The sequence below is a fragment of the Eoetvoesiella caeni genome (assembly GCF_003315175.1).
Taxonomy (GTDB): Bacteria; Pseudomonadota; Gammaproteobacteria; order Burkholderiales; family Burkholderiaceae_B; genus Eoetvoesia; species Eoetvoesia caeni.
Window position 1 is genome coordinate 139,800 of record NZ_QNRQ01000002.1, and the last position, 20,925, is coordinate 160,724.

The 20,925-nt window shown below is 60.5% G+C and carries 16 protein-coding genes; 5 read left to right on the forward strand and 11 right to left on the reverse strand.

The window, feature by feature from the left end; genetic code table 11:
• Positions 1-3: 3 nt before the first annotated feature.
• From DFR37_RS04310 to DFR37_RS04330, 5 genes are read right to left on the reverse strand one after another with little or no spacing between them, the layout of a single operon-like run.
• Complete coding sequence (locus tag DFR37_RS04310) at positions 4-810, reverse strand: ABC transporter permease (protein ID WP_211317209.1); 807 nt, start codon at positions 808-810, stop codon at positions 4-6.
• Positions 807-1,571, reverse strand: a complete 765-nt coding sequence (locus DFR37_RS04315) for an ABC transporter ATP-binding protein (RefSeq protein ID WP_113932011.1) — start codon at positions 1,569-1,571, stop codon at positions 807-809. Before DFR37_RS04315 ends, DFR37_RS04310 begins: the two co-directional genes overlap by 4 nt.
• On the reverse strand, positions 1,568-2,551 hold the full coding sequence (locus tag DFR37_RS04320) for an ABC transporter substrate-binding protein (protein ID WP_113932012.1): 984 nt from the start codon (positions 2,549-2,551) through the stop codon (positions 1,568-1,570). The genes DFR37_RS04315 and DFR37_RS04320 overlap by 4 nt, the downstream gene beginning before the upstream one ends.
• A 3-nt stretch (positions 2,552-2,554) precedes the next feature.
• Complete coding sequence (locus DFR37_RS04325; protein ID WP_113932013.1) at positions 2,555-3,565, reverse strand: 3-hydroxybutyryl-CoA dehydrogenase; 1,011 nt, start codon at positions 3,563-3,565, stop codon at positions 2,555-2,557.
• Positions 3,565-4,641, reverse strand: a complete 1,077-nt coding sequence (locus DFR37_RS04330; RefSeq protein WP_113932014.1) for an NAD/NADP-dependent octopine/nopaline dehydrogenase family protein — start codon at positions 4,639-4,641, stop codon at positions 3,565-3,567. The genes DFR37_RS04325 and DFR37_RS04330 overlap by 1 nt, the downstream gene beginning before the upstream one ends.
• 335 nt (positions 4,642-4,976) lie before the next feature.
• Between DFR37_RS04330 and DFR37_RS04335 the strand changes: the two genes are divergently transcribed.
• Entirely contained in the window at positions 4,977-6,626 is a 1,650-nt protein-coding gene (locus DFR37_RS04335; protein ID WP_113932015.1) for a VRR-NUC domain-containing protein, read from the forward strand.
• A complete protein-coding gene (locus tag DFR37_RS04340) occupies positions 6,623-8,941 on the forward strand; it encodes an ATP-dependent DNA helicase (protein WP_113932016.1) in 2,319 nt (772 codons plus the stop codon). The genes DFR37_RS04335 and DFR37_RS04340 overlap by 4 nt, the downstream gene beginning before the upstream one ends.
• Here the strand turns inward: DFR37_RS04340 and tam are convergent.
• Positions 8,922-9,683: a trans-aconitate 2-methyltransferase gene (tam, locus tag DFR37_RS04345; RefSeq protein WP_113932017.1), complete on the reverse strand. Its 762-nt coding sequence runs from the start codon at positions 9,681-9,683 to the stop codon at positions 8,922-8,924. The genes DFR37_RS04340 and tam overlap by 20 nt on opposite strands.
• 216 nt (positions 9,684-9,899) lie before the next feature.
• Between tam and DFR37_RS04350 the strand changes: the two genes are divergently transcribed.
• Positions 9,900-10,520, forward strand: a complete 621-nt coding sequence (locus tag DFR37_RS04350) for an ABC transporter ATP-binding protein (RefSeq protein WP_113932018.1) — start codon at positions 9,900-9,902, stop codon at positions 10,518-10,520.
• Between the two features lie 372 nt (positions 10,521-10,892).
• Complete coding sequence (locus DFR37_RS04355; protein WP_113932407.1) at positions 10,893-12,068, forward strand: ATP-binding protein; 1,176 nt, start codon at positions 10,893-10,895, stop codon at positions 12,066-12,068.
• Positions 12,069-12,233: 165 nt separating this feature from the next.
• Here the strand turns inward: DFR37_RS04355 and DFR37_RS04360 are convergent, their stop codons facing one another.
• Complete coding sequence (locus DFR37_RS04360) at positions 12,234-13,430, reverse strand: acetyl-CoA C-acyltransferase (RefSeq protein ID WP_113932019.1); 1,197 nt, start codon at positions 13,428-13,430, stop codon at positions 12,234-12,236.
• Positions 13,431-13,440: 10 nt separating this feature from the next.
• Positions 13,441-15,858, reverse strand: a complete 2,418-nt coding sequence (locus DFR37_RS04365) for a 3-hydroxyacyl-CoA dehydrogenase/enoyl-CoA hydratase family protein (RefSeq protein ID WP_113932020.1) — start codon at positions 15,856-15,858, stop codon at positions 13,441-13,443.
• 231 nt (positions 15,859-16,089) lie between these two features.
• On the opposite strand from DFR37_RS04365, the gene DFR37_RS04370 reads away from it, so the two are divergent.
• Positions 16,090-16,920, forward strand: a complete 831-nt coding sequence (locus DFR37_RS04370; RefSeq protein WP_113932021.1) for a class II glutamine amidotransferase — start codon at positions 16,090-16,092, stop codon at positions 16,918-16,920.
• Here the strand turns inward: DFR37_RS04370 and clsB are convergent.
• From clsB to aspS, 3 genes are read right to left on the reverse strand one after another with little or no spacing between them, the layout of a single operon-like run.
• Entirely contained in the window at positions 16,917-18,149 is a 1,233-nt protein-coding gene (gene clsB / locus DFR37_RS04375) for a cardiolipin synthase ClsB (protein ID WP_113932022.1), read from the reverse strand. The genes DFR37_RS04370 and clsB overlap by 4 nt on opposite strands.
• 60 nt (positions 18,150-18,209) lie before the next feature.
• The gene (locus tag DFR37_RS04380; protein ID WP_113932023.1) at positions 18,210-19,070 is read right to left on the reverse strand and encodes an endonuclease/exonuclease/phosphatase family protein; all 861 of its coding nucleotides are present in this window, start codon (positions 19,068-19,070) and stop codon (positions 18,210-18,212) included.
• Positions 19,071-19,085: 15 nt separating this feature from the next.
• The gene (gene aspS / locus DFR37_RS04385; protein ID WP_113932024.1) at positions 19,086-20,882 is read right to left on the reverse strand and encodes an aspartate--tRNA ligase; all 1,797 of its coding nucleotides are present in this window, start codon (positions 20,880-20,882) and stop codon (positions 19,086-19,088) included.
• Positions 20,883-20,925: the final 43 nt, after the last annotated feature.

A 20,925-nucleotide genomic window follows, 5' to 3' on the forward strand; every position in this document is an offset into this window, starting at 1 on the left:
CCCTTACCGTAGAATCGTGCCGCCGGCCGACTCGGACCAGCGCGTAAGATAGCGCCGGGCTTTTTCGAACAGCCAGTCCAGGACCACGCCCATCAGCGCAAGAATCAGGATCACCGCATACACCGAAGGATACTGGGCCATGTCCATCGATGTGAACAGCAGGTTGCCCACGCCTTCCTGGCGCGCGATCATTTCCGACGACACCATGACGATAAGCGCCATGACCACGCCAACGCGGCAGCCGATAAGAATCTCGGGCAGGGCCGCTGGCAGCACAATGCGAAACAGGCGTGCAACCGGCCCCATGCCCATGGCCTGCGCGGTCCAGACCAGCTTGCTTTCAATGCGGCTGGCGCCCAGGCAGCTGTGATACAGCATGGGCAGGCTGACGCCCATGGCGATAACCAGGATTTTCGAGAAACTGCCCAGGCCGAACCACAGCATGAGGATGGGCATGAGCGCCGCCTTGGGCATGGGATAAACCAGGGACACCAGCGGGTTGAAAAATTCATGCACCCAGCGGCTGCGGCCCATGGCCAGGCCCAGTGGAATGGCGAACACAAGCGCCCAGGCATAGCCGATGAACATGCGGCCCAGCGAAAGCGAGATGGCCCACAGGGCGCTGGGGTCAAGGATAAGCGCGGGCAAGGCCTGCAACGCCTGCCAGGGCCCTGGAAATGAACTGAAGTCCAGCCGCCACGATGCCAGCGCCCACACGATGCCCAGCAGTACGACAACCAGCACCATCGCGACGGCGGGCTTTTCGTACCAAAGCGTGGTTGCGGAACCTGTTGCGGCGGGCGTCTTCATGCGTGCGCTCCGTCCACCAACAGCCGTTCTAGCTGAATAACGTATTCTTGGTAGGCCGTATTGCGCAGCAGTTCAGCGCGCACGCGCGGCCGGGGCAGGTCGATAGGCACGATCTCGCGCACCCTGCCCGGCGTACCGGTCAGCACCACCACACGGTCCGACAGGTATACGGCTTCGTCCACACTGTGGGTGACGAACAGCACCGTGTTTTTCAGTTGTTCCCACAAGGACAGCAACTCGGCCTGCAAGGTTAGCCTGGTGTGGGCGTCCAGCGCGCCGAAGGGCTCGTCCATAAGCAGGATCTTGGGCTCGTACGCCAAGGTGCGGGCAATGGCGGCGCGCTGGCGCATGCCGCCCGAAAGTTCGCGCGGGTAGAACCCGGCGTAGTTCGCAAGCTTGACCTTTTCCAGCCACTGCATGGCGCGCTCTTCGGCCTGCGCCTTGGGGACCCCTTGTTCGCGCAGGCCGTAGGCGACATTGCCCAGCACGGTTTTCCAGGGAAACAGTGCGTACTCCTGGAAGACCGGCCCGCGATCGGGGCCCGGGCCTTGCACGACCCGGCCATTGACGCTGATTTGCCCGGCCGTGGCTTGCTCGAACCCGCCCACCATATAAAGCAAGGTGCTTTTTCCGCAGCCGCTGGGGCCCAGGATGGACACAAACTGCCCTTCAGGCACCTCAAGAGAGATGTCCTGAATGGCCGTATGCGAAGTGCCCCTGGCGGTACGGAAGGTTTTGCCTAATTGCTCGATGCAGATCATTTGACAGGTGCTATGACGTCTTTGCGAACGAAGTCGCTGATTTTCAAAGGTTTGGACAAGAAGCCCGCTTTGTAATACAGGTCCCAGGATGTCTGGATGGAGTCCAGGTTGGGCTGCATGTTGTCGTCGCGCGCGAAGTCTTTGTTGGTCATTACGTACTTGCCAAGCAATTCCTTGGGTGCGCGGGTGACTTCGGAGTCGACCGTAACCGCCAGGTCATGATCGGCCTGGACCTTGGCCATGGCGCTTTGCAAATCCTTGATATAGGCCCTTACGACTTCAGGATTCTTGTTGGTGTAATCCTGGCTGCAGCCTTCAAAGATCTGCACCTGCGGCGTCTGCACAGCCGCTTGCGATGCCAGTTCGCGCAGGCCGCCCTTTTCTTGCGACAGCAAGGCAAACGGCTGGACCATCGTGCCAAGGTCTATGCGCCCAGAGCGAATGGCGTCGGCCATGGGCGGAAAGCCGGTTTCGACGATCTTGACGTCTTTTTCAGGGTCGAGGCCGTTTTGCTTGAGCCACAGCACCAGGTTGAAATACACGCCGGAACCATAGGCGTTGGTGCCCAATACCTTGCCCTTCAGGTCGGCCGCGCTTTTGATGGGACTGTCTTCTTTGACCGCCCAATATACGGTGAAGTAGCCTTTCTTTTCGTAAACATGCTGGGCCACGATATAAGCCTTGAGCCCGCTTTCGATTGCGCCCTGGGCCAGCGACATGGGTGCCATGGTGGAGCAGTCCAGCACGTTGGCGCGCATGGCCTGGATCATGGGCGAAGTGCCCTGGAACTGCGTCCATTTAATCGTGTACTTCTTGCCCAGGTCGGGAAATAGCTCGGGCCGCTTCATCATTAAATACTTGGCTTCTTCGGCGGGTATGGTCCAGCCCACGCGAAGCTCGGGTATGTCGGCGGCCGCGGCCGGTGCTATTACGATAAGCGTTGCTGCACCCGCCAATATTGCCTGCACGGTTTTTTTCATTTTTCAGTCTCCTTTTGCCACGTTGGAAGTAGCGCTTTGATCCAGGCCGAAATGCCTTAGCATTCCCAAGGCCCGGGCCAATACATCGCGCCGGTACGCTTCAAGGTCTACCCCCTCGTACGAATGAAACCCGCTTGCCGACCGTAAACCGTTTTTGCCTTCCTGCATATAGCGCCGCACAATGTCCGGCATGGCATAACGGTTTTCGTCGAGGTTTTTGGCAAGATAGTTATTGGCGTGATACAGAATATCGTTACCGCCATAATCAATGAATTCCAGCACGCCGATGGCCGCAAAGCGAAAGCCCAGGCCGTAGCGCGTGGCCAGGTCTATCTGTTCGGGCGTGGCGACTTTTTCTTCGACCATGCGCGCAGCTTCGTTCATTATCAGCGACTGCAGGCGCGGCACGATATAGCCGGGGCTGCAACTGCACTCTACCGGCACCTTGCCTATGGATGACAGGCTGGCCTTCAAGGCCTGCACCGCGCCGGGGTCGGTGCCCGGGTGCGCGCTGACCTCGACCAAGGGAATTATGTAGGCGGGATTGAGCCAGTGCGCATTCATGAAGCGCCCAGGCAAACGCACCATGGCAGCCAGGTCGGACGCCAGCATGGTGGAAGTGGTTGACGCAATGATGGCATCGTCCGCCACCGCCGCGCCGATGCGCCCCAGGGCGTCGCGCTTGGCCTCGGGCGTTTCGGGCACGCCTTCGAACACGATTTGCGCCGCAGCCAGGACGGCGTCGGCTTCGTCCAGCGCATGGACGCTTATCCTGGCCAGGCAGGCGTCAACCTGTTCCGCCCCGAACATGCCCAGGTCGGCCAGTTGCCGCAAGGTCATGGCCAGTTCGTCGTTGATGCTTTGCCGCAAGGCCTGGTATTGCGCCGGTTCACGCGGCTTGAAGTCGACAATGGCCGCGGACTGGCCGCGGATGGCATAAGCCAGCGCTATACCGCGGCCCATGCGCCCCGCGCCAATGGCAACGACAGGGCAAGAGCTGGCATTGGCCGCCATCAGGCCCTCCCGTTGAACAGCAGTTCGTGCATGTCGGTGCGCGAAAGATGGGCCAGGCCAAGGGCGGTAAGCGTGCGTTCACCCAGGCGCAGGTCGCGCCCAAGAATGGCTCCGGCAATGGCCAGCAAGCCGCTGGCAACCGGCGCGTCGCACTCGGCCCAGTTGGCCACCGAGGCCAGAAGAGCCAAGCCCAGCACGGTGTCTTCCAGCATGTAGCGGTGCGTATGAAGGTCGATGTGCTCGCGCCAGTCGCCGCTGTCGACCAGCTTGCTGTGCGAGTCGCCGTACATCCATTGGTCGTTAAGGTAGTGGTCGGACAGCGGGAAATGCGGCGCTTTGTAGCCGATGGCTTCGCGTATGGCTATGCGTTCGTTGTCGAGCTTGTCGGTAACCGCGCGCACCGCGGGCTGGGTGCCTTCGTTATGAATGTCCCAGGCTTCAAAGTGCTGCAAGGGCGCGGCATTCATAAGTATAAGCGGCGGATGAATAATGGGGCCGGCATTCATCAGCGCGCCTGAAAGCGCGTCTTCGCAGGGCTCGATGCACGGAAATGCTTCGGCGATGACCGCCATGGCGTGAGCCGAGCGCTTGGCCGGATAAACCCCCGTGGGCAGGCGCGTGGCCCGCATGGTAACCGCCACGCTGGACGGCCCATGCTTGCGCACCAGCCATGGCAGCGTGCCGGTTTCAGCCCAGGTGACTTCAGCGTTGTTGCCCTGGGCGCGCACTGCTTCGCTCATGACATAGCTGCCGAAAGTGCCTGGCGGCAAATACACGACCTGGCCGTCGGCAAGGTGTGCCGCCAAGGCGCGGGCAATGTCCAGTTGTGCGGTGGCAGGAGAAGGAATCAGCACCAGCTGCGCGCCGCTGACGGCGTCGCCTATGTTGACGCATACCTTGGCAATGGGAATGTCGCGTTCGCCGCGGCTGTCCTTCAGGTGTATTTTGGGCGTTTGCACCAACGGCAGCAACGCCTGCGTATCGCGGCGCCAAAAGCGCACCTCGTGGCCCTGCTCGCTTAGATCCGCCGCGGCCGCATAACAACCGTGGCCGCCCCCTAGTACCGCAATCTTCATGCTCAACTCCCGTAATCGGGCGGCGTGACTGCTAGCCGAACCCGGACAGCACAACACTACGAAACAACAAACTGCGTTTATTTATGCAGATGCATAGATACACAGTAAAGAAGTTCGGTTTAGCGTGCAATAGGCTGCATGGCGGGAATTACCCTTATATGTCGTTGATTTGAAGTGCTCCTGCGGCGTTGCTTTGGACGTTGCTTTGGGCGCTGCGCTGCAGGGGAACACAACAGACCAATAGGGCGTGGCGCTCGAAGAGATGCGCAGCCCGGAAGCGGCTTTGCGGCAAAGCTTGATATACTGTTTTTAAATACAGTCATGTACCCGTGCAGATGAACCCAGTGCTAGAAAACCGCTATTACTACCTCGACAATTTCGAGATGGTCTTGCGCTGGGTGCGGCAGCGCTACGACGACCTGCTCTCGGGCGCCGAACGCGACTTTATCCTGGGCTTTCAGACCCTGCCGCGCGCATCGCGTGCGCTGCTGGTCCGGATGATCATGCGCAAGGGCACACTGTTCAAAAGCAGCAAGCTGCGCTACGACGAAATCGGCGACACGCCTTTGGCGGCGCGGCCTTTGGTCGAACAGGGCTGGGTGGACGACACGCCGGCGCTTACGCTGGAACAATTGTTCGGTCTGCTAACCAAGACGGAACTGGCCGAGGCTTTCGGTGCGGAATTGCCCGGCGGGCACGCGCGCAAGGCCGACCTGCTGCGGCACCTGAAAGAAACCCACTCCGAAGCCTTGCCTTTCAAGGCCTGGTGTCCTTCGGCGCGCGAATGCGTTTACGAACTGCGCATCATGCCCATATGCGAATGCCTGCGCCTGATGTTCTTCGGCAACCTGCACCAGGACTGGTCCGAATTCGTGCTGGCCGACCTGGGCCTGTATGTCTACGAAAAAGTGGAATTTCCCGCGTCGTCGCGCATCTTCCAAAGCCGCGGCGATATCGAAGGCTATCTGCACCTGTACGATTGCCGCGAACGCTTCCGCGCCGGCACCGAAGCGCAGCTTGTTCTGCAAGACATCCCTTCGCAGCCCCACCCGAACGCATGGCTGGAACAGCGCCGCGCCAAGCTGCTGTTCCAGCTGGGCCAGCATTACGAGAAAAGCCGCGACTGGGATCGCGCATGTGCCCTGTATACACAAAGCACCTACGCCGGTGCGCGCAGCCGGCGCGTACGCGTACTGGAACGCAGCGAACAATTCGAGCAAGCCCTTGACCTGGCGCAAGCCGCGCTGCAACAGCCGGAAAGCGAAGCGGAAAAGCAGCAGATCAACCGCATGATGCCGCGTCTGCTGCGCAAGCTGGGCCTTGCGTGCCCGCCCCGCAGCGCCGCAGCGCCCTTGACCGAACTGACGCTGACCCTGCCACGGCCGCAAGTACCGATGGCCGTGGAAGAGCTGGCCCGGCACCATCTGCAAGAGCCGCAGGCTCCGGCCTATTATGTCGAGAACACGCTGGTCAATTCGCTGTTTGGCCTGCTGTGCTGGGACGCCATATTCGCCGCCCTTCCCGGCGCTTTCTTTCATCCGTTTCAACGCGCCCCTGCCGACCTGCACAGCGCCGACTTTTACTCGCGGCGCCAGGACCTTTTCGGGCGCCGCCTGGCGCAACTGGACTCAAACGCATACCGGCAAACCATTCTGCAAAACTACAAGGACAAGGTTGGCATACAGTCTGTTTTCGTGGCATGGGGTGTCTTGAACGACGAAATGCTGGACCATGCCCTGTCCTGCATTCCCGCCTTGCATTTAAAAAAATGGTTCGAGCGGATCTTGCTTGATATTCCCGCCCATCGTTCCGGCTTCCCGGACCTGATTCAATTCTGGCCGCAGGAAAGACGCTACCGGATGATAGAGGTCAAAGGCCCTGGCGACCGCCTGCAGGACAACCAACTGCGGTGGTTCGGCTACTGCGCCGCGCACGATATGCCCGTGGCCGTATGCCATGTGCGTTGGGCGGAAGGCACCGCATGACATATACCGTGGCGGTGCGCACGCTATGCGAATTCACAGCCAAGCAGGGCGACCTGGACCTGCGCTTTACTCCCACGCCGACTGCCCAGGAAGGCATCGCGGGCCACGCTGTCGTGGCTTCGCGCCGCGGCGCGGGCTATGAGTCGGAGATCAGCCTGGCGGGCGAGTTTCAGCAGCTTATGGTTCGTGGCCGCGCCGACGGCTGGGACCCGGCCCAGAACCAGCTTGAAGAAATCAAGACGTTTCGCGGCGACCTGGCGCGGATGCCGGCCAATCATCGTCATTTGCATTGGGCGCAGGTCAAGGTCTACGGCCATCTGCTTTGCCAGCAACGGGGCTTGCCCGAACTAAGGCTGGCACTGATTTATTTCGACATCGTCGGCCAGCGGGAAACCGTAATAAGCGAAGTGCATGGCGCCGCGGCGCTGAAGCAGGAATTCGAAGACCGCTGCCGGCGGTTTCTGGACTGGGCGGACCAGGAGCTTGCCCATCGCCAAAGCCGCGACCGCGCGCTGGAAGGCCTGCGCTTTCCGCATGCGGAGTTCCGCAGCGGCCAGCGGCCCCTGGCCGAAGCCGTATACAAGGCGGCGCGCGGCGGCCGCTGCCTGGCGGCGCAGGCGCCCACAGGCATAGGCAAGACCATAGGCACGCTGTTTCCGCTGCTTAAGGCCGCCCCGGCCGCCAAACTGGACAAGCTGTTCTTTCTTACGGCAAAGACATCGGGCCGCAGCGTTGCACTGAACGCCCTGACGCAAATACGCGGCATGGATTCGAGCATGCCGCTGCGCGTTATCGAACTGGTGGCACGCGACAAGGCCTGCGAACATCCGGACAAGGCCTGCCATGGCGAATCCTGCCCTTTGGCCAACGGCTTCTACGACCGCTTGCCGCAAGCGCGGCAAGCCGCGCTGGACGGCAAACTTCTGGACAAGCAGGCGCTGCGGCGCGTTGCGGCCGAACATCAAGTATGCCCTTACTATCTGGGCCACGAGCTGGTGCGCTGGTGCGATGTGGCGGTGGGCGACTTCAATTACTACTTCGACTCCAGCGCCATGCTGCATGGACTGACCGTCGCCAACCAGTGGCGGGTCGGCGTGCTGGTCGACGAAGCGCACAACCTGCTTGATCGCGCCCGCAAGATGTATACGGCCGAACTTGAGCGGAATGCCTTTACGGCGCTGCGCCATTCAGCGCCGGGCTTTTTGAAGAAATCCCTGGACGGCGTCAACCGCTGCTGGAACGAACTGCTGAAGAACCAAAGAGCTGCGTACGAAGCCTATGACAGCGCGCCGGCAAAACTTATCGCCGCGCTACAGCGCGCGGTCGCGGCCATCATCGAATTCCAGACCGAAAATCCAACGCACGTCGATAGCCTGTTGCAGCGCTTTTATTTCGACGCTCTGCATTTCCTGCATATTGCCGAGCTGTTCGGCAGCCACTCCTTGTTCGACATTACCGTGCCGCAACTTGGCGCCGGCCCTTCCCGCAAGGCGTCGACGCTGTGCCTGCGCAACGTCATCCCCGCGCCGTTTCTTGCGCCGCGGATCAGCGCCGCGCATTCCATGACCTTGTTCTCGGCCACGCTGACGCCATCGCATTTCTACAGCGACACGCTGGGCCTGCCGGCCGACAGTGCCTGGATAGATGTGGAATCGCCCTTCAAGCCCGACCAGCTTACCGTGCAGGTGGCGCGCCGCATTTCCACCCGGTACCAACACCGCGAAGCATCGCTGCAACCCATGACCGACCTGATGGCGGTGCAATACAACAGGCAGCCAGGCAATTATCTGGTCTTTCTTAGCAGCTTCGACTACCTGCGGCAATTGGCCTCTCTGTTCCAAAGCCGTCATCCAGAAATACCCATATGGGAACAGTCGCGGCAAATGGACGAAGCCGAGCGCGAGGCCTTTTTGCAGCGCTTCACGCAAGCCGGCCGCGGCTTTGGGTTTGCGGTGCTGGGCGGCGCCTTTGCCGAAGGCATCGACCTGCCAGGGCAAAGGCTGATAGGCGCCTTTATCGCTACCCTGGGCCTGCCGCAAATCAATCCCGCCAACGAGCAGATCCGGCAGCGCATGGACACTGCTTTCGGCGGCGGCTACGAATACGCCTACCTGTACCCCGGCATACGCAAAGTCGTACAAGCCGCCGGCCGCGTGATCCGCAGCCAGGACGACCGGGGCGTGGTGTACCTGATGGACGACCGCTACAACCGCCCGCAAGTGCGCAAGCTGCTGCCCAAATGGTGGCCGGTGGATTGCTTGGAAGAGCCTGTGGCGGCCTATACCGCCATGCCCTTCAGCGAACAGCCACTATGAATAGCCGCGGAAACGGCAGCAGGACGGTGCCGTCGGCCAGTGCGGGATAGGCTCGGGTAATGGCGGCCAGATAGCGGTCAAGGAACTTCGCCTTTTCAGTGTCGTTCAACGGCGCCAGGTAGGGGCGCAGGGCGGAGCCTTTGAACCATTCGACCACTGCCGCCGGGCCGGGCAGCGGATGAAAATAAGTCGTGCGCCAGACATCGACCATGCCGCAATGCGGCCGTAGAAGCTCGTAATAGAAACCGGCGCTGTGCCGCTCGGGATGCCGGACGGTGCCGATTTTTGCAGCCCACGGCCCATTCAATGCCGTTTCGCGGGCCAGTATGTGCGCCGGCTCTTGCAGGTTGTCGGGCGTTTGCACGGCAAAGCTGCCACCCCCAGCCAGCTTGCCGGCCAGGCGCGGATAAAGCACGGCATGGTCGGGCAGCCATTGCAGCGAGGCGTTGGCCAGGATGACATCGAATTGTTTATCAGGATTCCAGGCGTCAATGTTCGCCAGTTCAAAGTCGATGCCAGGCAGCCGCTTGCGGGCCGCGGCCAACATGTCGTCCGAATTGTCGACGCCCGTAACGGTAGCGTCCGGAAAGCGCTGAAGCAGGACTTCGGTAGAGTTGCCGGGACCGCAGCCCAGGTCGACGGCAACACGCACCCGGCGTGTGGGGATGGCCGCCACCAGGTCCCGTACAGGGCGCGTGCGTTGGTTTTCAAACATGGAATACTGCTTGGCCGACCAGGTCATTACACAGCCTTCGGTTTTTATTCTGTTGCGCTGTAGCGTAAATCTCGGTGACGAAGATTGCAATACGATGCCGCGCCATTGCGCTGTTGCCTGAACCTGAATTGACGCATCGCGCGTCCACATTTCAAGCCGCATGGCCTTATATATGAAGGCGTAACCGATTTCACGCCTTGCGCGATCTAGCGGTGTGCCGCATTCACGCGTAAACTTGCCGGCATGTTGCGCATCGAAAATCTCACCAAAAGCTACGGCGACCACCCGGTATTCCAGGGACTGACCTACACATTCATGCCTGGGTGCATGGCGCTATGCGAAGAAGGCAGCACCGGCAAGTCCAGCTTGCTGAGCATTATTGCGGGCGTCATCGCGCCCAATGCGGGAGACGTCTGGATCGACGGGCACTCGCTGGCCAAAGCGCCGCGGCAGGCCAAGGCGCGCCTGGCCTATGTGCCAGACAATTGTCTGGCATTTCCTACGCAGACGGGGCGCGGCTTGCTGGAGCAAACCGCCCTGGAAAAGAGCACCACGGTCACCGATAGCGTGCTCGACCTGGCATACCGGCTAGGGCTGGAACCGCATCTGGACAAGCGCTTCGAACAGATGTCCACCGGAACGCGCCGCAAAGTATTCCTGGCGGCCGCCGCCTTGGGCGACCCGGCCGTCGTCATCGCGGACGGACCTGACAAGGGCCTGGATGCGGGTGCCTGCGCCGTATTGGCCGAACAGTTCAAAGCCTGGTCGCGAGACCGCGTCGTACTGTTCGCCAGCCACGATCCCGAACTGGTGCAGGCCTGCGGCGCCAGCGCCATCAAGGTGGCCGACCTGCGCCAGCGCTAGGCACGACGTCGCCGCCTTTGCCCTATCGGCCCTATGCTCGGCCAATAGCTGCCATGCGCCGGGCTCCAGCCAAGTTGCGTTTGCGCTAGACGCCAGTTTTGAGACGGACATTTGGCGTACGTGTCTGCACTTTCCGACCGCAGCACCAGCCCCTACCGTGGCCTTGCCCATAATTTGGCATGCGATTCGTTTGTGTGGTTTGCATCCGAGTCCATTAACCTTATCATGTTGCAATCCAGCGGCAACAGGAAATTGTCTGAATGGCAATGATTCATCGATTTGCGCGGTTGCAGCCTGAAGTCTAACAAATTATAGCGATGTATAGCATAATAAAGCTATACTATGCTATACATTAGTAGAAATAGGTATATTGTGGATCCTGTACGTAACCCTTTTGCTCCTGGTGCAGGTAGTAACCCGCCCGAACTCGCTGGACGGCACGCCATTATCGAGGATGCGCGTGTCGCGATTGAGCGTGCGTTGCTTTGCAAACCCAGCCGTTCTCAAATGTTTCTGGGCCTACGTGGCGTAGGCAAGACCGTCCTTCTTAACACGGTCGAGAATATGGCCATGGACAGGGGCCATCTTACCTCCAGTATTGAGGCCCCTGAAAAAAAACCGCTGGGAGAACAACTACTACCACGGATACACCAAGTACTGCGCAAGCTGTCCATCATCGAAAACGCCAAAGCCAAAACGCACGACGCTATGCGCGCGTTAAGGTCATTTGCTTCTGTGTTCAAGTTGGAATATGGCGATATGGCAATTGCTGTGGACCCCGAAGTGGGGGTTGCAGATAGCGGCGACTTGGAGAACGATCTTCCCGAATTGTTCGTACGTGTCGGCGAAGCTGCCAAGGCTGCGGGAAAGGCTTGGACACTTCTAATCGATGAAGTTCAATACCTCAACGAGAAAGACCTGGCGGCTCTGATCGTATCACTGCACAAGATTACTCAAAAAGAGCTGCCAGTCCTCTTCTTTGGAGCCGGATTACCACAGGTTGCAGCCTTGTCAGGAGACGCAAAATCGTATGCAGAAAGATTGTTCCACTACCCGGAAGTCGGCGCCCTTTCAGAGAAGGATGCTAAAGCTGCCATCCGCCAACCCATATTGGACGAAGGGGCGAAGATAGACGATGATGCCTTGGCAGAAATCGTTTTAAAAACAAATGGCTATCCCTATTTCCTACAGGAATGGGGGCATCAATCTTGGAATCTTGCGAGTGGTGACACGATTACTCTCAATGACACACAACAGGCGGAAAAGGAAACACTCGTGCGCTTGGATCAAGGTTTTTTTAAAGTACGCTTTGATCGCCTCACACCGAAAGAGCGCGAGTATGTGATCGCTATGGCAAAGCTGGGAAACGGTCCTTATCGTTCATCCGATATCGCCGATGCGCTCGGCGAAACCCCGCAAAGTCTTGGTCCGCGCCGTGCGCAAATTATCAGTAAGGGGATGGTTTATAGCCCCTCGCATGGAGATGTAGCATTCACCGTTCCGATGTTTAATGATTACTTGCTGCGCAATCTGGCTAACCTTGGCTAAACGGACGTTTTTGCTGAGGTCGCCCGGCACCGACCAACCACGTACGGTCGACGCAGAGTGTCATTAGCACTAGCGTGGTCAACGGCAGATGTCGATGCCAGAAAGCATGCAGGCCGCCGTGCAGACAATCACATCGCCGCAAGTCCGCCATCACCCGTTTGGCTTCTACACCCGCTCGAAAATCCCCGCTGCGCCCATGCCTGTACCCACGCACATGGTCAGCATGCCGTAGTCCAGCTTATGGCGCTGCATGGCATGGATTACCGTGGCGGCGCGGATGGCGCCGGTGGCGCCCAGGGGGTGGCCCAGGGCAATGGCCCCGCCTATGGGGTTGACGACTTCGGGATTCAAGCCAAGGTCGCGAATGACGGCCAGCGACTGCGCGGCGAAAGCTTCGTTCAGTTCTATCCAGCCCATCTGGTCCAGCTTCAGGCCGGCCAGCTCCAGGGCGTGGGGAATGGCAAATTTGGGACCGATGCCCATGATTTCGGGCGGCACGCCGCGCACGGCGAATGATACGAAGCGCGCCAGCGGTGTAAGGTTGTGCGTTTTAAGCGCGCGTTCGGACACGACCAGCAAGGCGCCGGCGCCATCGGACATTTGCGAGCTGTTGCCGGCGGTAACGCTGCCCTTGGCGGCAAATACAGGCCGCAGGCGGGCCAGCGCCTCGAGGCTGGTGTCGGCGCGCACGCCTTCGTCCAGCGCCAGGGTCTTGTGGGTTTCGACGATTTCGCCCGAGGCCAGGTCCGGCAAGCGCCGCACAATGTCGATAGGCAGGGTTTCGTCGTTGAACTCGCCCGCCTGCTGGCCTGCCAGGGCACGCTGGTGCGACTGCAAGGCGAAGGCATCCTGGTCTTCGCGCGAGACTTTCCATTGTTGGGCAACTTGCTCGGCGGTAATGCCCATGCCGTAGGCAATGCCGACGTTTTCGTCGCGCGCAAAGATAGAAGGGCTGAATGAAGTATTGACGCCCATCAGGGGAACCTGGCTCATGGATTCGGTGCCGCCCGCAAGAATGACGTCGGCCTCGCCCACGCGGATGCGGTCGGCCGCCATAGCGATGGCGGTCAGGCCCGATGCGCAGAAGCGGTTGACAGTAACACCTGCCACGCTATTGGGCAGGCCCGCCAGCAGCACGCCGATGCGCGCCACGTTGAATCCCTGGGGGCCTTCAGGAATGGCGCAGCCGATGATGGCGTCTTCAATGGCGGCCGGGTCAAGGTTGGGCGCCTGCGCCAGCACGCCTTGAATGACGCGGGCCAGCAAGTCGTCGGGCCGCAAATGCAAGTAAGAGCCGCGCGGCGCCTTGCCTATGGGGCTGCGCGTGGCGGCCACGATATACGCTTGTTGCAATGTGGTCATGGCATGTCCTTTAGTTGCGCACCGGCTTGCCGGTTTTAACAAAACCCATGATGCGTTCCTGCGTCTTGGGGTCGGCCAGCAAACCCAGAAAAGCTTGCCGCTCGAGCGACAGCATCCATTCGTCGTCGACCAAAGAACCCGGGTCGACATCGCCGCCGCACATCACATAGGCCACTTTTTCGGCAACTGTAAAGTCGTGAGCGGAAATGAAACCGCCTACCTGCATATTGACCAGTTGCACCTTGAGCGTTGCAATGGCATCGCGCCCCGCCACCGGGAAAGCCTGTTGCAAGGGCGGGCGCCAGCCCGCCTGGGCCAGCATGGCGGCTTCGCGCACGGCAACATAAAGCAGCTCGTAGCGATTCATGACTACCGTGTCCGAAGGCAGCATGTAGCCGATTTCGCGCGCGTCCAGCGCCGACTTGGAAACCTGCGCACTGGCAACGGCCAGCGCGAACTTCTTCAATAAAGCCAGCAAGGGGATGTCGGGGTTGGTTTCGCTTTGCAGTTCGGCCGCACGGCGCGCGCAATAGGCCAGGCCGCCCGAACCGGGCACCAGGCCAAGGCCTACCTCGACCAAGCCCATGTAGGTCTCGAAATGCGCCACCCGTTTGGCGCAATGGACAGCCAATTCGCAGCCGCCGCCCAAGGCCATACCGGCCAGCGCAGCGACCACCGGCACCTGGGCATAGCGCACGCGCTGCACCATGTCCTGCATGGCGCGCTCGACCGGCTCGACCGCCTTGATGCCGCCCTGCGCAAACAGGGGCAGCATGGATTTAAGATCGGCCCCGGCCGAGAATGGTTCAGTCAATTGGCCAATGACCAGCGCCTTGAATGAGCCTTCGGCCACATCGACCGCATGCACAATGCCTTGTATGACATCCGGCCCAAGAGTATGCATCTTGCTTTTGAACGAAAGCAGCAGCACGTCTTCGGGATGCGGCGCAGGCAGGGTAAAGGCCTTGACCGCCTCGTTTTCGAAGACGACGGTTTCGCTCAGCCCGGTCGCCTCGCCCACCAGGCGCGGCGCGGCAACCTGGCGCTGGTATACAGGCAGGCTGCTGCGCGGCTGGAAGGACTGCGTATGCGGGTTCCATGAGCCTTGGGCAGTGTGGACGCCCTGAGCTTCCCATACCGGCCCGCTGCTTGCCCAGTCGGGCAAAGGCGCGCTGGACAATGCGCGGCCGGCGGCGATGTCGTCGGCTACCCACTGCGCTACCTGGCGCCAGCCCGCCGCCTGCCACAATTCGAAAGGCCCTTGCGCATGGCCAAAGCCCCATACCATGGCCTGGTCGACTTGGCGCGCGTTGTCGGCAATGTCGGCCAAATGCACGGCCGCATAATGAAACGCGTCGCGCAAAACCGCCCAGACGAACTGGGCTTGCGGATGGCTGGATTCGCGCAAAGCCTGCAGCCGCTTGCCCGGGTCGCGCTCGGCCAGCAAGGCGGCGACCGCATCGTCGGCCTTGCCGTCGGCGGGCACGTAGCCGCCCTTGGCGGGATCGACGCGCAAGATGGCCTTGCCTTCTTTACGGTAGAAGCCCGCGCCGGCCTTCTGGCCCAGCGCGCCTTTTTCGATCAAGGCCGACACCACCGCCGGCAAGCCGAAGCTGGCGTGGAACGGATCGTCGGGCAGTTGGTCGCGCATGGTGGCAATGACATGCGCCAGGGTATCCAGGCCAACGACGTCCGCCGTACGGAAGGTGCCCGACTTGGCGCGGCCCAGACGGGTTCCGGTCAGGTCGTCGACCACATCGACTGGCAGGCTGGCCTTGGCCGCCTGTGCAAACACCGACAAGATGCCGAAAACGCCGATGCGGTTGCCGATGAAGTTGGGCGTATCCTTGGCTCGTACCACCCCTTTGCCCAATTGCGAAGTCAGGAAGGTTTCAAGCTGGCTGACCAGAGCCGGCGTGGTGTCGGCCGTGGGTATGAGTTCGACCAGCGGCATATAGCGCGGCGGGTTGAAAAAATGCACGCCGCTGAACCGGTGCCGCAAGGCCTCGGGCAGCGCCTGGGACAGCGCAGTGATGGACAAGCCCGAGGTATTGCTGGCAATAATGGCGCCCGGCTTGATGAACGGCGCAAGCTTCTTGTATAGGTCCAGCTTCCAGTCCATGCGCTCGGCAATGGCTTCGATGACGAGATCGCATTCGGCCAGGCGATGCATGTCGTCTTCGTAGTTGGCCGGCGTAATGGCATCGGCCAGCCCCGGAGTACCCAGCGGCGCGGGATTCATTTTTTGCAAGCCGGCAATGGCCCGCTTGGCGATGGCGCTTTTATCACCCTCTTTGGCGGGCAGGTCGAACAGCACCACCGGCACGCCTGCGTTGACGCAATGCGCAGCTATCTGCGCCCCCATGACCCCGGCCCCGCATACGGCCACCTTGCCGATATGCCGTTGACCCGACTGACTTGCTTGCATAGACGTGACTCCGAAAAGCTGCGGCCGCCGCGCGGCGAACGGCCGATCGATGAAAGTGCCTTGTTCAGAGGTCCAGTGTATTACGTAAGCGACAAAAATTGTTCTTGCGGGGTTGTTATACGCCGCGACACGCCCCCTTGTGCATATACTTTCCCCCGCGCAACGATAGCCGTACTAAAATCGACGGCATGCGCGCAATACGCGGCGCTTTTTATCAGGCCATAATCCGCTATGTGTCAGTTGTTGGGAATGAGCTGTGCCCAGCCCACCGATTTTACGTTTTCGTTCACGGGCTTTGCCGCCAGGGGCGGCCATACCGACCACCATGCCGACGGCTTCGGCGTTGCCTTTTTTGAAAACAAGGCCTGCCGCGTCTTCATCGACAACCAGCCTTCATGCCAGTCGCCCGTGGCCGAGCTGATCAAGAACTATCCGATCAAGTCGCGCAATGTCATTGCCCACATCCGCAAGGCCACGCAAGGCGATATCCAGCTGGAAAACTGCCACCCCTTCATGCGCGAACTATGGGGCCGGCACTGGATCTTCGCTCACAACGGCGACTTGCTTAATTACCGCCCCAAGCTGGACGGGCACTACCAGCCTGTGGGCGGCACCGACAGCGAACAAGCCTTCTGCTACATCATGCAAGGGCTGCGCGCACGCTTCGGCAATCGCGAGCCCTCTTCGTCCGAATTGTTTACCGCGGTCGAGGCGTTGACGCAGGAAATATCCAGGCACGGCGTATTCAATTTTTTGTTTTCGAACGGCCGCATGCTGTTCGCGCATTGCTCGACGCAGTTGTACTACCTGGTACGCGCATGGCCTTTCGCAACAGCCCATCTGGTCGATGCCGACATGACGGTGGACTTTTCTCAAACCACCTGCCAGGACGACCGCGTGGCGGTCATCGCTACCCGGCCCATTACCGACAACGAGAACTGGGTGTCGTTCGGCCCCGGGCAACTGACGATGTTCGAACGCGGCCAGGCCATCCTGCATGCCGTTGTGCCCATTCCAAAAGCCGTTCAAAAAACCAACGCCGCCAATCTTAATTGCGTTTAATATTCCGAGCCCTTGCCGGTCAGCGCAACGCCGATGCGCAGCATGAAGTAGGCGGCCGCGTCCACGGCCCGCTCCAGCCAGCCGCGCTTTTGCAGGCTTTCCAGCGTAACCTGCGTGGCATTGGAGCGGTTCTCGGCCTCCAGCGCCGCCGTCAGTTGGCTGGCCAGGCCTTCGTCCTGCACGAACACATTGGCTTCGCGCGCCAGCAGCAGGCTGAATGGATCCATATTGGAAGAGCCCACCATCGCGGCGGCGTCGATCACCGCCACCTTGGCGTGCAAATAACTGGCCATGTATTCGTAGACTTCTATGCCGTCGTCGAGCAGCTTGCCGTACATGCTGCGGCTGGCCCGGAACTGCAAGGCGTATTCCGAGCGGCCTTGCAACAATAGGCGCACGCGCACACCGCGCCGCGCGGCGCGCTCCAGCGCCACGCGCAAGCGCCGCCCGGGGAAAAAATACGCGTTGGCAATCAGGATTTCATTGCGGGCCGCGTCTATGGCGCGAAGATATACATTTTCGATAGTTTGGCGAAAGCGCAGGTTGTCGCGCAGCAGCAAGGTGGCCCGCATGCCCGGCGTGTAATGCTCCAGGCCGTCGGCCATGGCGTGCCGGCGGCGCTGAAACCACGCCAGTATGCGCCTGGTGGCTTGCCCAAGGTCGCGCCCGCTATGGCGCGCGGCCATGCGCAGCCATAGAACGCTTTGCGCGTTGTTCACATCCAGCACTATGGGACCTTGCAGCCGTACCGCGAAGTCGAAGCGCGGCCTGGGGCCCACACCGTCGTTGGGAACATCGACCAGGTCGTCAATAATATTGATGCCGCCCACGAAAGCCGTCTGGCCGTCGACCACGGCCGTCTTGCGGTGCAGGCGCCGCAAGCGGCGCAAGCTGACGCGGTAACGGCGCATGCCGGTGGGTTCGGGCCGATACACCCGGAACATGGCGCCCATTTCTTCGAGCCGGCTGCAGACCTCGGCCACGGTCTCGTAGCAGCCGAAACCGTCCAGCACGACCCTGACCTTCACGCCGCGCCGGCATGCATTGGCCAGGTGCTCGAGCACCCGCGACCCGGTTTTATCCAGATTGAAGATGTACGTTTCCAGATGGATGCTGCTTTGAGCGGCGTCGAATGCGGCGCAAAGGGCGGGAAAGAACTGCCCGCCATTTTGCAATAATTCGATCCGGTTGCCGTCATACCAACGCAGCCGCAGTTTCTTAAGCGCCATACCTTGCCCAAAAAGCCCAAATCAACACACTGCCAATGCAATGTTCGAAAGGATAACGCGTTACGGCAGTTCCAGCTCGGCGAAAATAGGTACGTGGTCGGACAATTGCCGCCAGGGGTTGCCATGCAGGACGCGGGCATTGCGCACGGCAAAGCCGCGCTGGTAAATGCGGTCCAGGCGCAGCCACGGGAACGCCGCCGGAAAGGTGCGCGGCGGGGGCGTTCCGCGCGCTGCGCCGTCGACGCCCAGTTCGTACACCGCTTCGGACAACGGCTTGGGCACATAAAGCCCGCGCAGGCTGCTGCCCAGGCGGCGCACTGTCTTGCGCAGCGGCAACTGGCGTGCCGTCAGTCCTTGCGGCGACAAGGCAAAGACTTCGTAAAGCCCCAGCTGCTTGACGAACAGCGGCGCCAGGCGGTTCGTCCAGTCGTTGAAGTCGCCCGCAATCAATAAGGGGTCTTCTGCCGGCACCAGCCGCTTGATGCGTTCGACCAGGGCATGGATTTGGCGCGAGCGCCCGCCCGCAAAAAGCCCCAGGTGCACCACAATGCAATGCACCGGCGTTTCGTCCACCAGGATAGTGGCGTGCAGCAACCCGCGCTGCTCCAGCCGATGGTCGGAGATGTCCTGATTCTCGTAACTGAGTATGGGATGGCGCGACAGAAAGGCGTTGCCATGGTCGGTCTGGGCATGCACCACATTGCAGCCATAGCACACGCCCATGCCCAGCGCCGCCCCCAAGGATTCGTGCTGGGCATCGAGTATGGACTCGCGCTCGTTGCGCCCCTGCACCTCTTGCAAGAACAAGAGATCGGGACGCAAACCGTAGAGCCCAAGCCGCAATGCCGACAACGACTCACGCGCGCCCATGGCAGAACGCCCTTTGTGAATGTTGTAGCTAACAATCCGCAGGACTGCCACGGCCCACCTTTTTGGTTATTGCTGCTTTGCCTCGATGTTGCGAAGGCGGATATGCAGTTCGCGCAGTTGCTTCTCGTCGACCGGCGACGGCGCGTGAGTAAGCAGGTCCTGGGCGCGCTGCGTCTTGGGGAAAGCAATGACGTCGCGAATGGATTCGGCCCCGGCCATCATGGTAACAAGGCGGTCCAGGCCGAACGCCACGCCGCCATGCGGAGGCGCGCCGTAACGCAAGGCGTCGAGCAGGAAGCCGAACTTCTCGGTGGCTTCTTCGGGCCCGATGTTAAGCGCCTGGAATACTTTGCTTTGCACTTCGGCACGGTGGATACGCACCGAGCCGCCGCCGATTTCCCAGCCGTTCAGGACGATATCGTAAGCCTTGGCCAGCGCCTTGGCGGGATCGGTTTCAAGCAGTTCTTCGTGACCGTCTTTAGGACTGGTGAACGGATGGTGCGCGGCGAAATAACGGCCTTCTTCCTGATCGTACTCGAACATGGGAAAGTCAACCACCCACAGCGGTTGCCAGCCTGCCTCGAACAGGCCGTGCTCTTTGCCGAATTCGCTATGGCCGATTTTTACGCGCAGCGCGCCGATGGCATCGTTGACCACTTTGGTCTTGTCCGCGCCGAAGAAAATAAGGTCGCCGCTTTGCGCGCCGCAACGTTCGATAAGCTGGGCCAGCGCCTTGGCATGAATGTTCTTGACGATAGGCGACTGCAAGCCTTCGGGTATGGCGGCGGCGTCGTTGACCTTGATGTAGGCCAGGCCCTTGGCGCCGTAGATGGCCACGAACTTGGTGTAGGCGTCGATTTCGCTGCGCGGCATGGCTGCCCCGCCCGGAACGCGCAAGGCCACGACGCGGCTGCCGGGATCGTTGGCCGGTGCCGAGAACACTTTGAAGCCGACGTCGGCCATCAGGTCCGAGACATCGGCAAACTCGAGCTTGACGCGCAAGTCGGGCTTGTCGGAACCATAACGGCGCATGGCCTCTTCCCAGGTCATGGACGGGAATTTAGCAGGCAGCTCTACGTTCTGGACGGCGCTGAAGACATGGCGCAGCATGCCTTCGAAAATATCGCGAATTTCTTGTTCGTTAAGAAACGAGGTTTCGCAGTCGATCTGGGTGAATTCAGGCTGGCGGTCGGCGCGCAGGTCTTCGTCGCGAAAGCATTTGGTAATTTGATAGTAGCGGTCGAAACCAGCAACCATCAGCATTTGCTTGAACAGTTGCGGCGACTGCGGCAAAGCGAAGAACTCGCCCGGATTCACGCGCGAAGGCACAAGGTAGTCGCGTGCGCCTTCCGGCGTGCTTTTGGTCAGCATGGGGGTTTCGATATCGACAAAACCCAGGTTGTCCAGGTATTTGCGGACCTCGATCGAGACTCGGTAACGCAGCATCAGGTTACGCTGCATTTGCGGACGGCGCAGGTCCAGCACACGGTGCGTCAGGCGCGTGGTTTCGGACAGGTTGTCGTCATCCAGCTGGAACGGCGGCGTCACCGAAGCGTTGAGGATTTCGATCTCACGGCAGAGTATTTCGACTTCGCCGGAAGCCAGTTCGGTATTGGATGTGCCTTCAGGGCGCAGGCGCACCAGGCCAGTGATACGCACGCAGAATTCATTACGGATGCGCTCGGCGGTGGCGAACGCCTCGATGTTGTCGGGGTCCACCACAATCTGCGCCAGGCCGGCGCGGTCGCGCAGGTCGATAAATATCACGCCACCGTGATCGCGACGACGATGAACCCAGCCAAACAATGTGACTGTCTGGCCCAGTTGATCTTGACAAACCTCGCCGGTATAGCAGGTACGCATGAAAAAATACTCCGTGTTTATATATGAAAATTCTTAAAATTAA

What these genes read in the sequence shown, in the direction of transcription:
- DFR37_RS04350 (WP_113932018.1), top strand. Translation starts at nt 9,900, where the DNA reads ATGTTGCGCATCGAAAATCTCACCAAAAGCTACGGCGACCACCCGGTA.
- DFR37_RS04315 (WP_113932011.1), bottom strand. Translation starts at nt 1,571, where the DNA reads ATGATCTGCATCGAGCAATTAGGCAAAACCTTCCGTACCGCCAGGGGC.
- DFR37_RS04310 (WP_211317209.1), bottom strand. Translation starts at nt 810, where the DNA reads ATGAAGACGCCCGCCGCAACAGGTTCCGCAACCACGCTTTGGTACGAA.
- DFR37_RS04340 (WP_113932016.1), top strand. Translation starts at nt 6,623, where the DNA reads ATGACATATACCGTGGCGGTGCGCACGCTATGCGAATTCACAGCCAAG.
- tam (WP_113932017.1), bottom strand. Translation starts at nt 9,683, where the DNA reads ATGACCTGGTCGGCCAAGCAGTATTCCATGTTTGAAAACCAACGCACG.
- DFR37_RS04320 (WP_113932012.1), bottom strand. Translation starts at nt 2,551, where the DNA reads ATGAAAAAAACCGTGCAGGCAATATTGGCGGGTGCAGCAACGCTTATC.
- DFR37_RS04365 (WP_113932020.1), bottom strand. Translation starts at nt 15,858, where the DNA reads ATGCAAGCAAGTCAGTCGGGTCAACGGCATATCGGCAAGGTGGCCGTA.
- DFR37_RS04325 (WP_113932013.1), bottom strand. Translation starts at nt 3,565, where the DNA reads ATGGCGGCCAATGCCAGCTCTTGCCCTGTCGTTGCCATTGGCGCGGGG.
- DFR37_RS04370 (WP_113932021.1), top strand. Translation starts at nt 16,090, where the DNA reads ATGTGTCAGTTGTTGGGAATGAGCTGTGCCCAGCCCACCGATTTTACG.
- DFR37_RS04360 (WP_113932019.1), bottom strand. Translation starts at nt 13,430, where the DNA reads ATGACCACATTGCAACAAGCGTATATCGTGGCCGCCACGCGCAGCCCC.
- DFR37_RS04330 (WP_113932014.1), bottom strand. Translation starts at nt 4,641, where the DNA reads ATGAAGATTGCGGTACTAGGGGGCGGCCACGGTTGTTATGCGGCCGCG.
- clsB (WP_113932022.1), bottom strand. Translation starts at nt 18,149, where the DNA reads ATGGCGCTTAAGAAACTGCGGCTGCGTTGGTATGACGGCAACCGGATC.
- DFR37_RS04335 (WP_113932015.1), top strand. Translation starts at nt 4,977, where the DNA reads ATGAACCCAGTGCTAGAAAACCGCTATTACTACCTCGACAATTTCGAG.
- aspS (WP_113932024.1), bottom strand. Translation starts at nt 20,882, where the DNA reads ATGCGTACCTGCTATACCGGCGAGGTTTGTCAAGATCAACTGGGCCAG.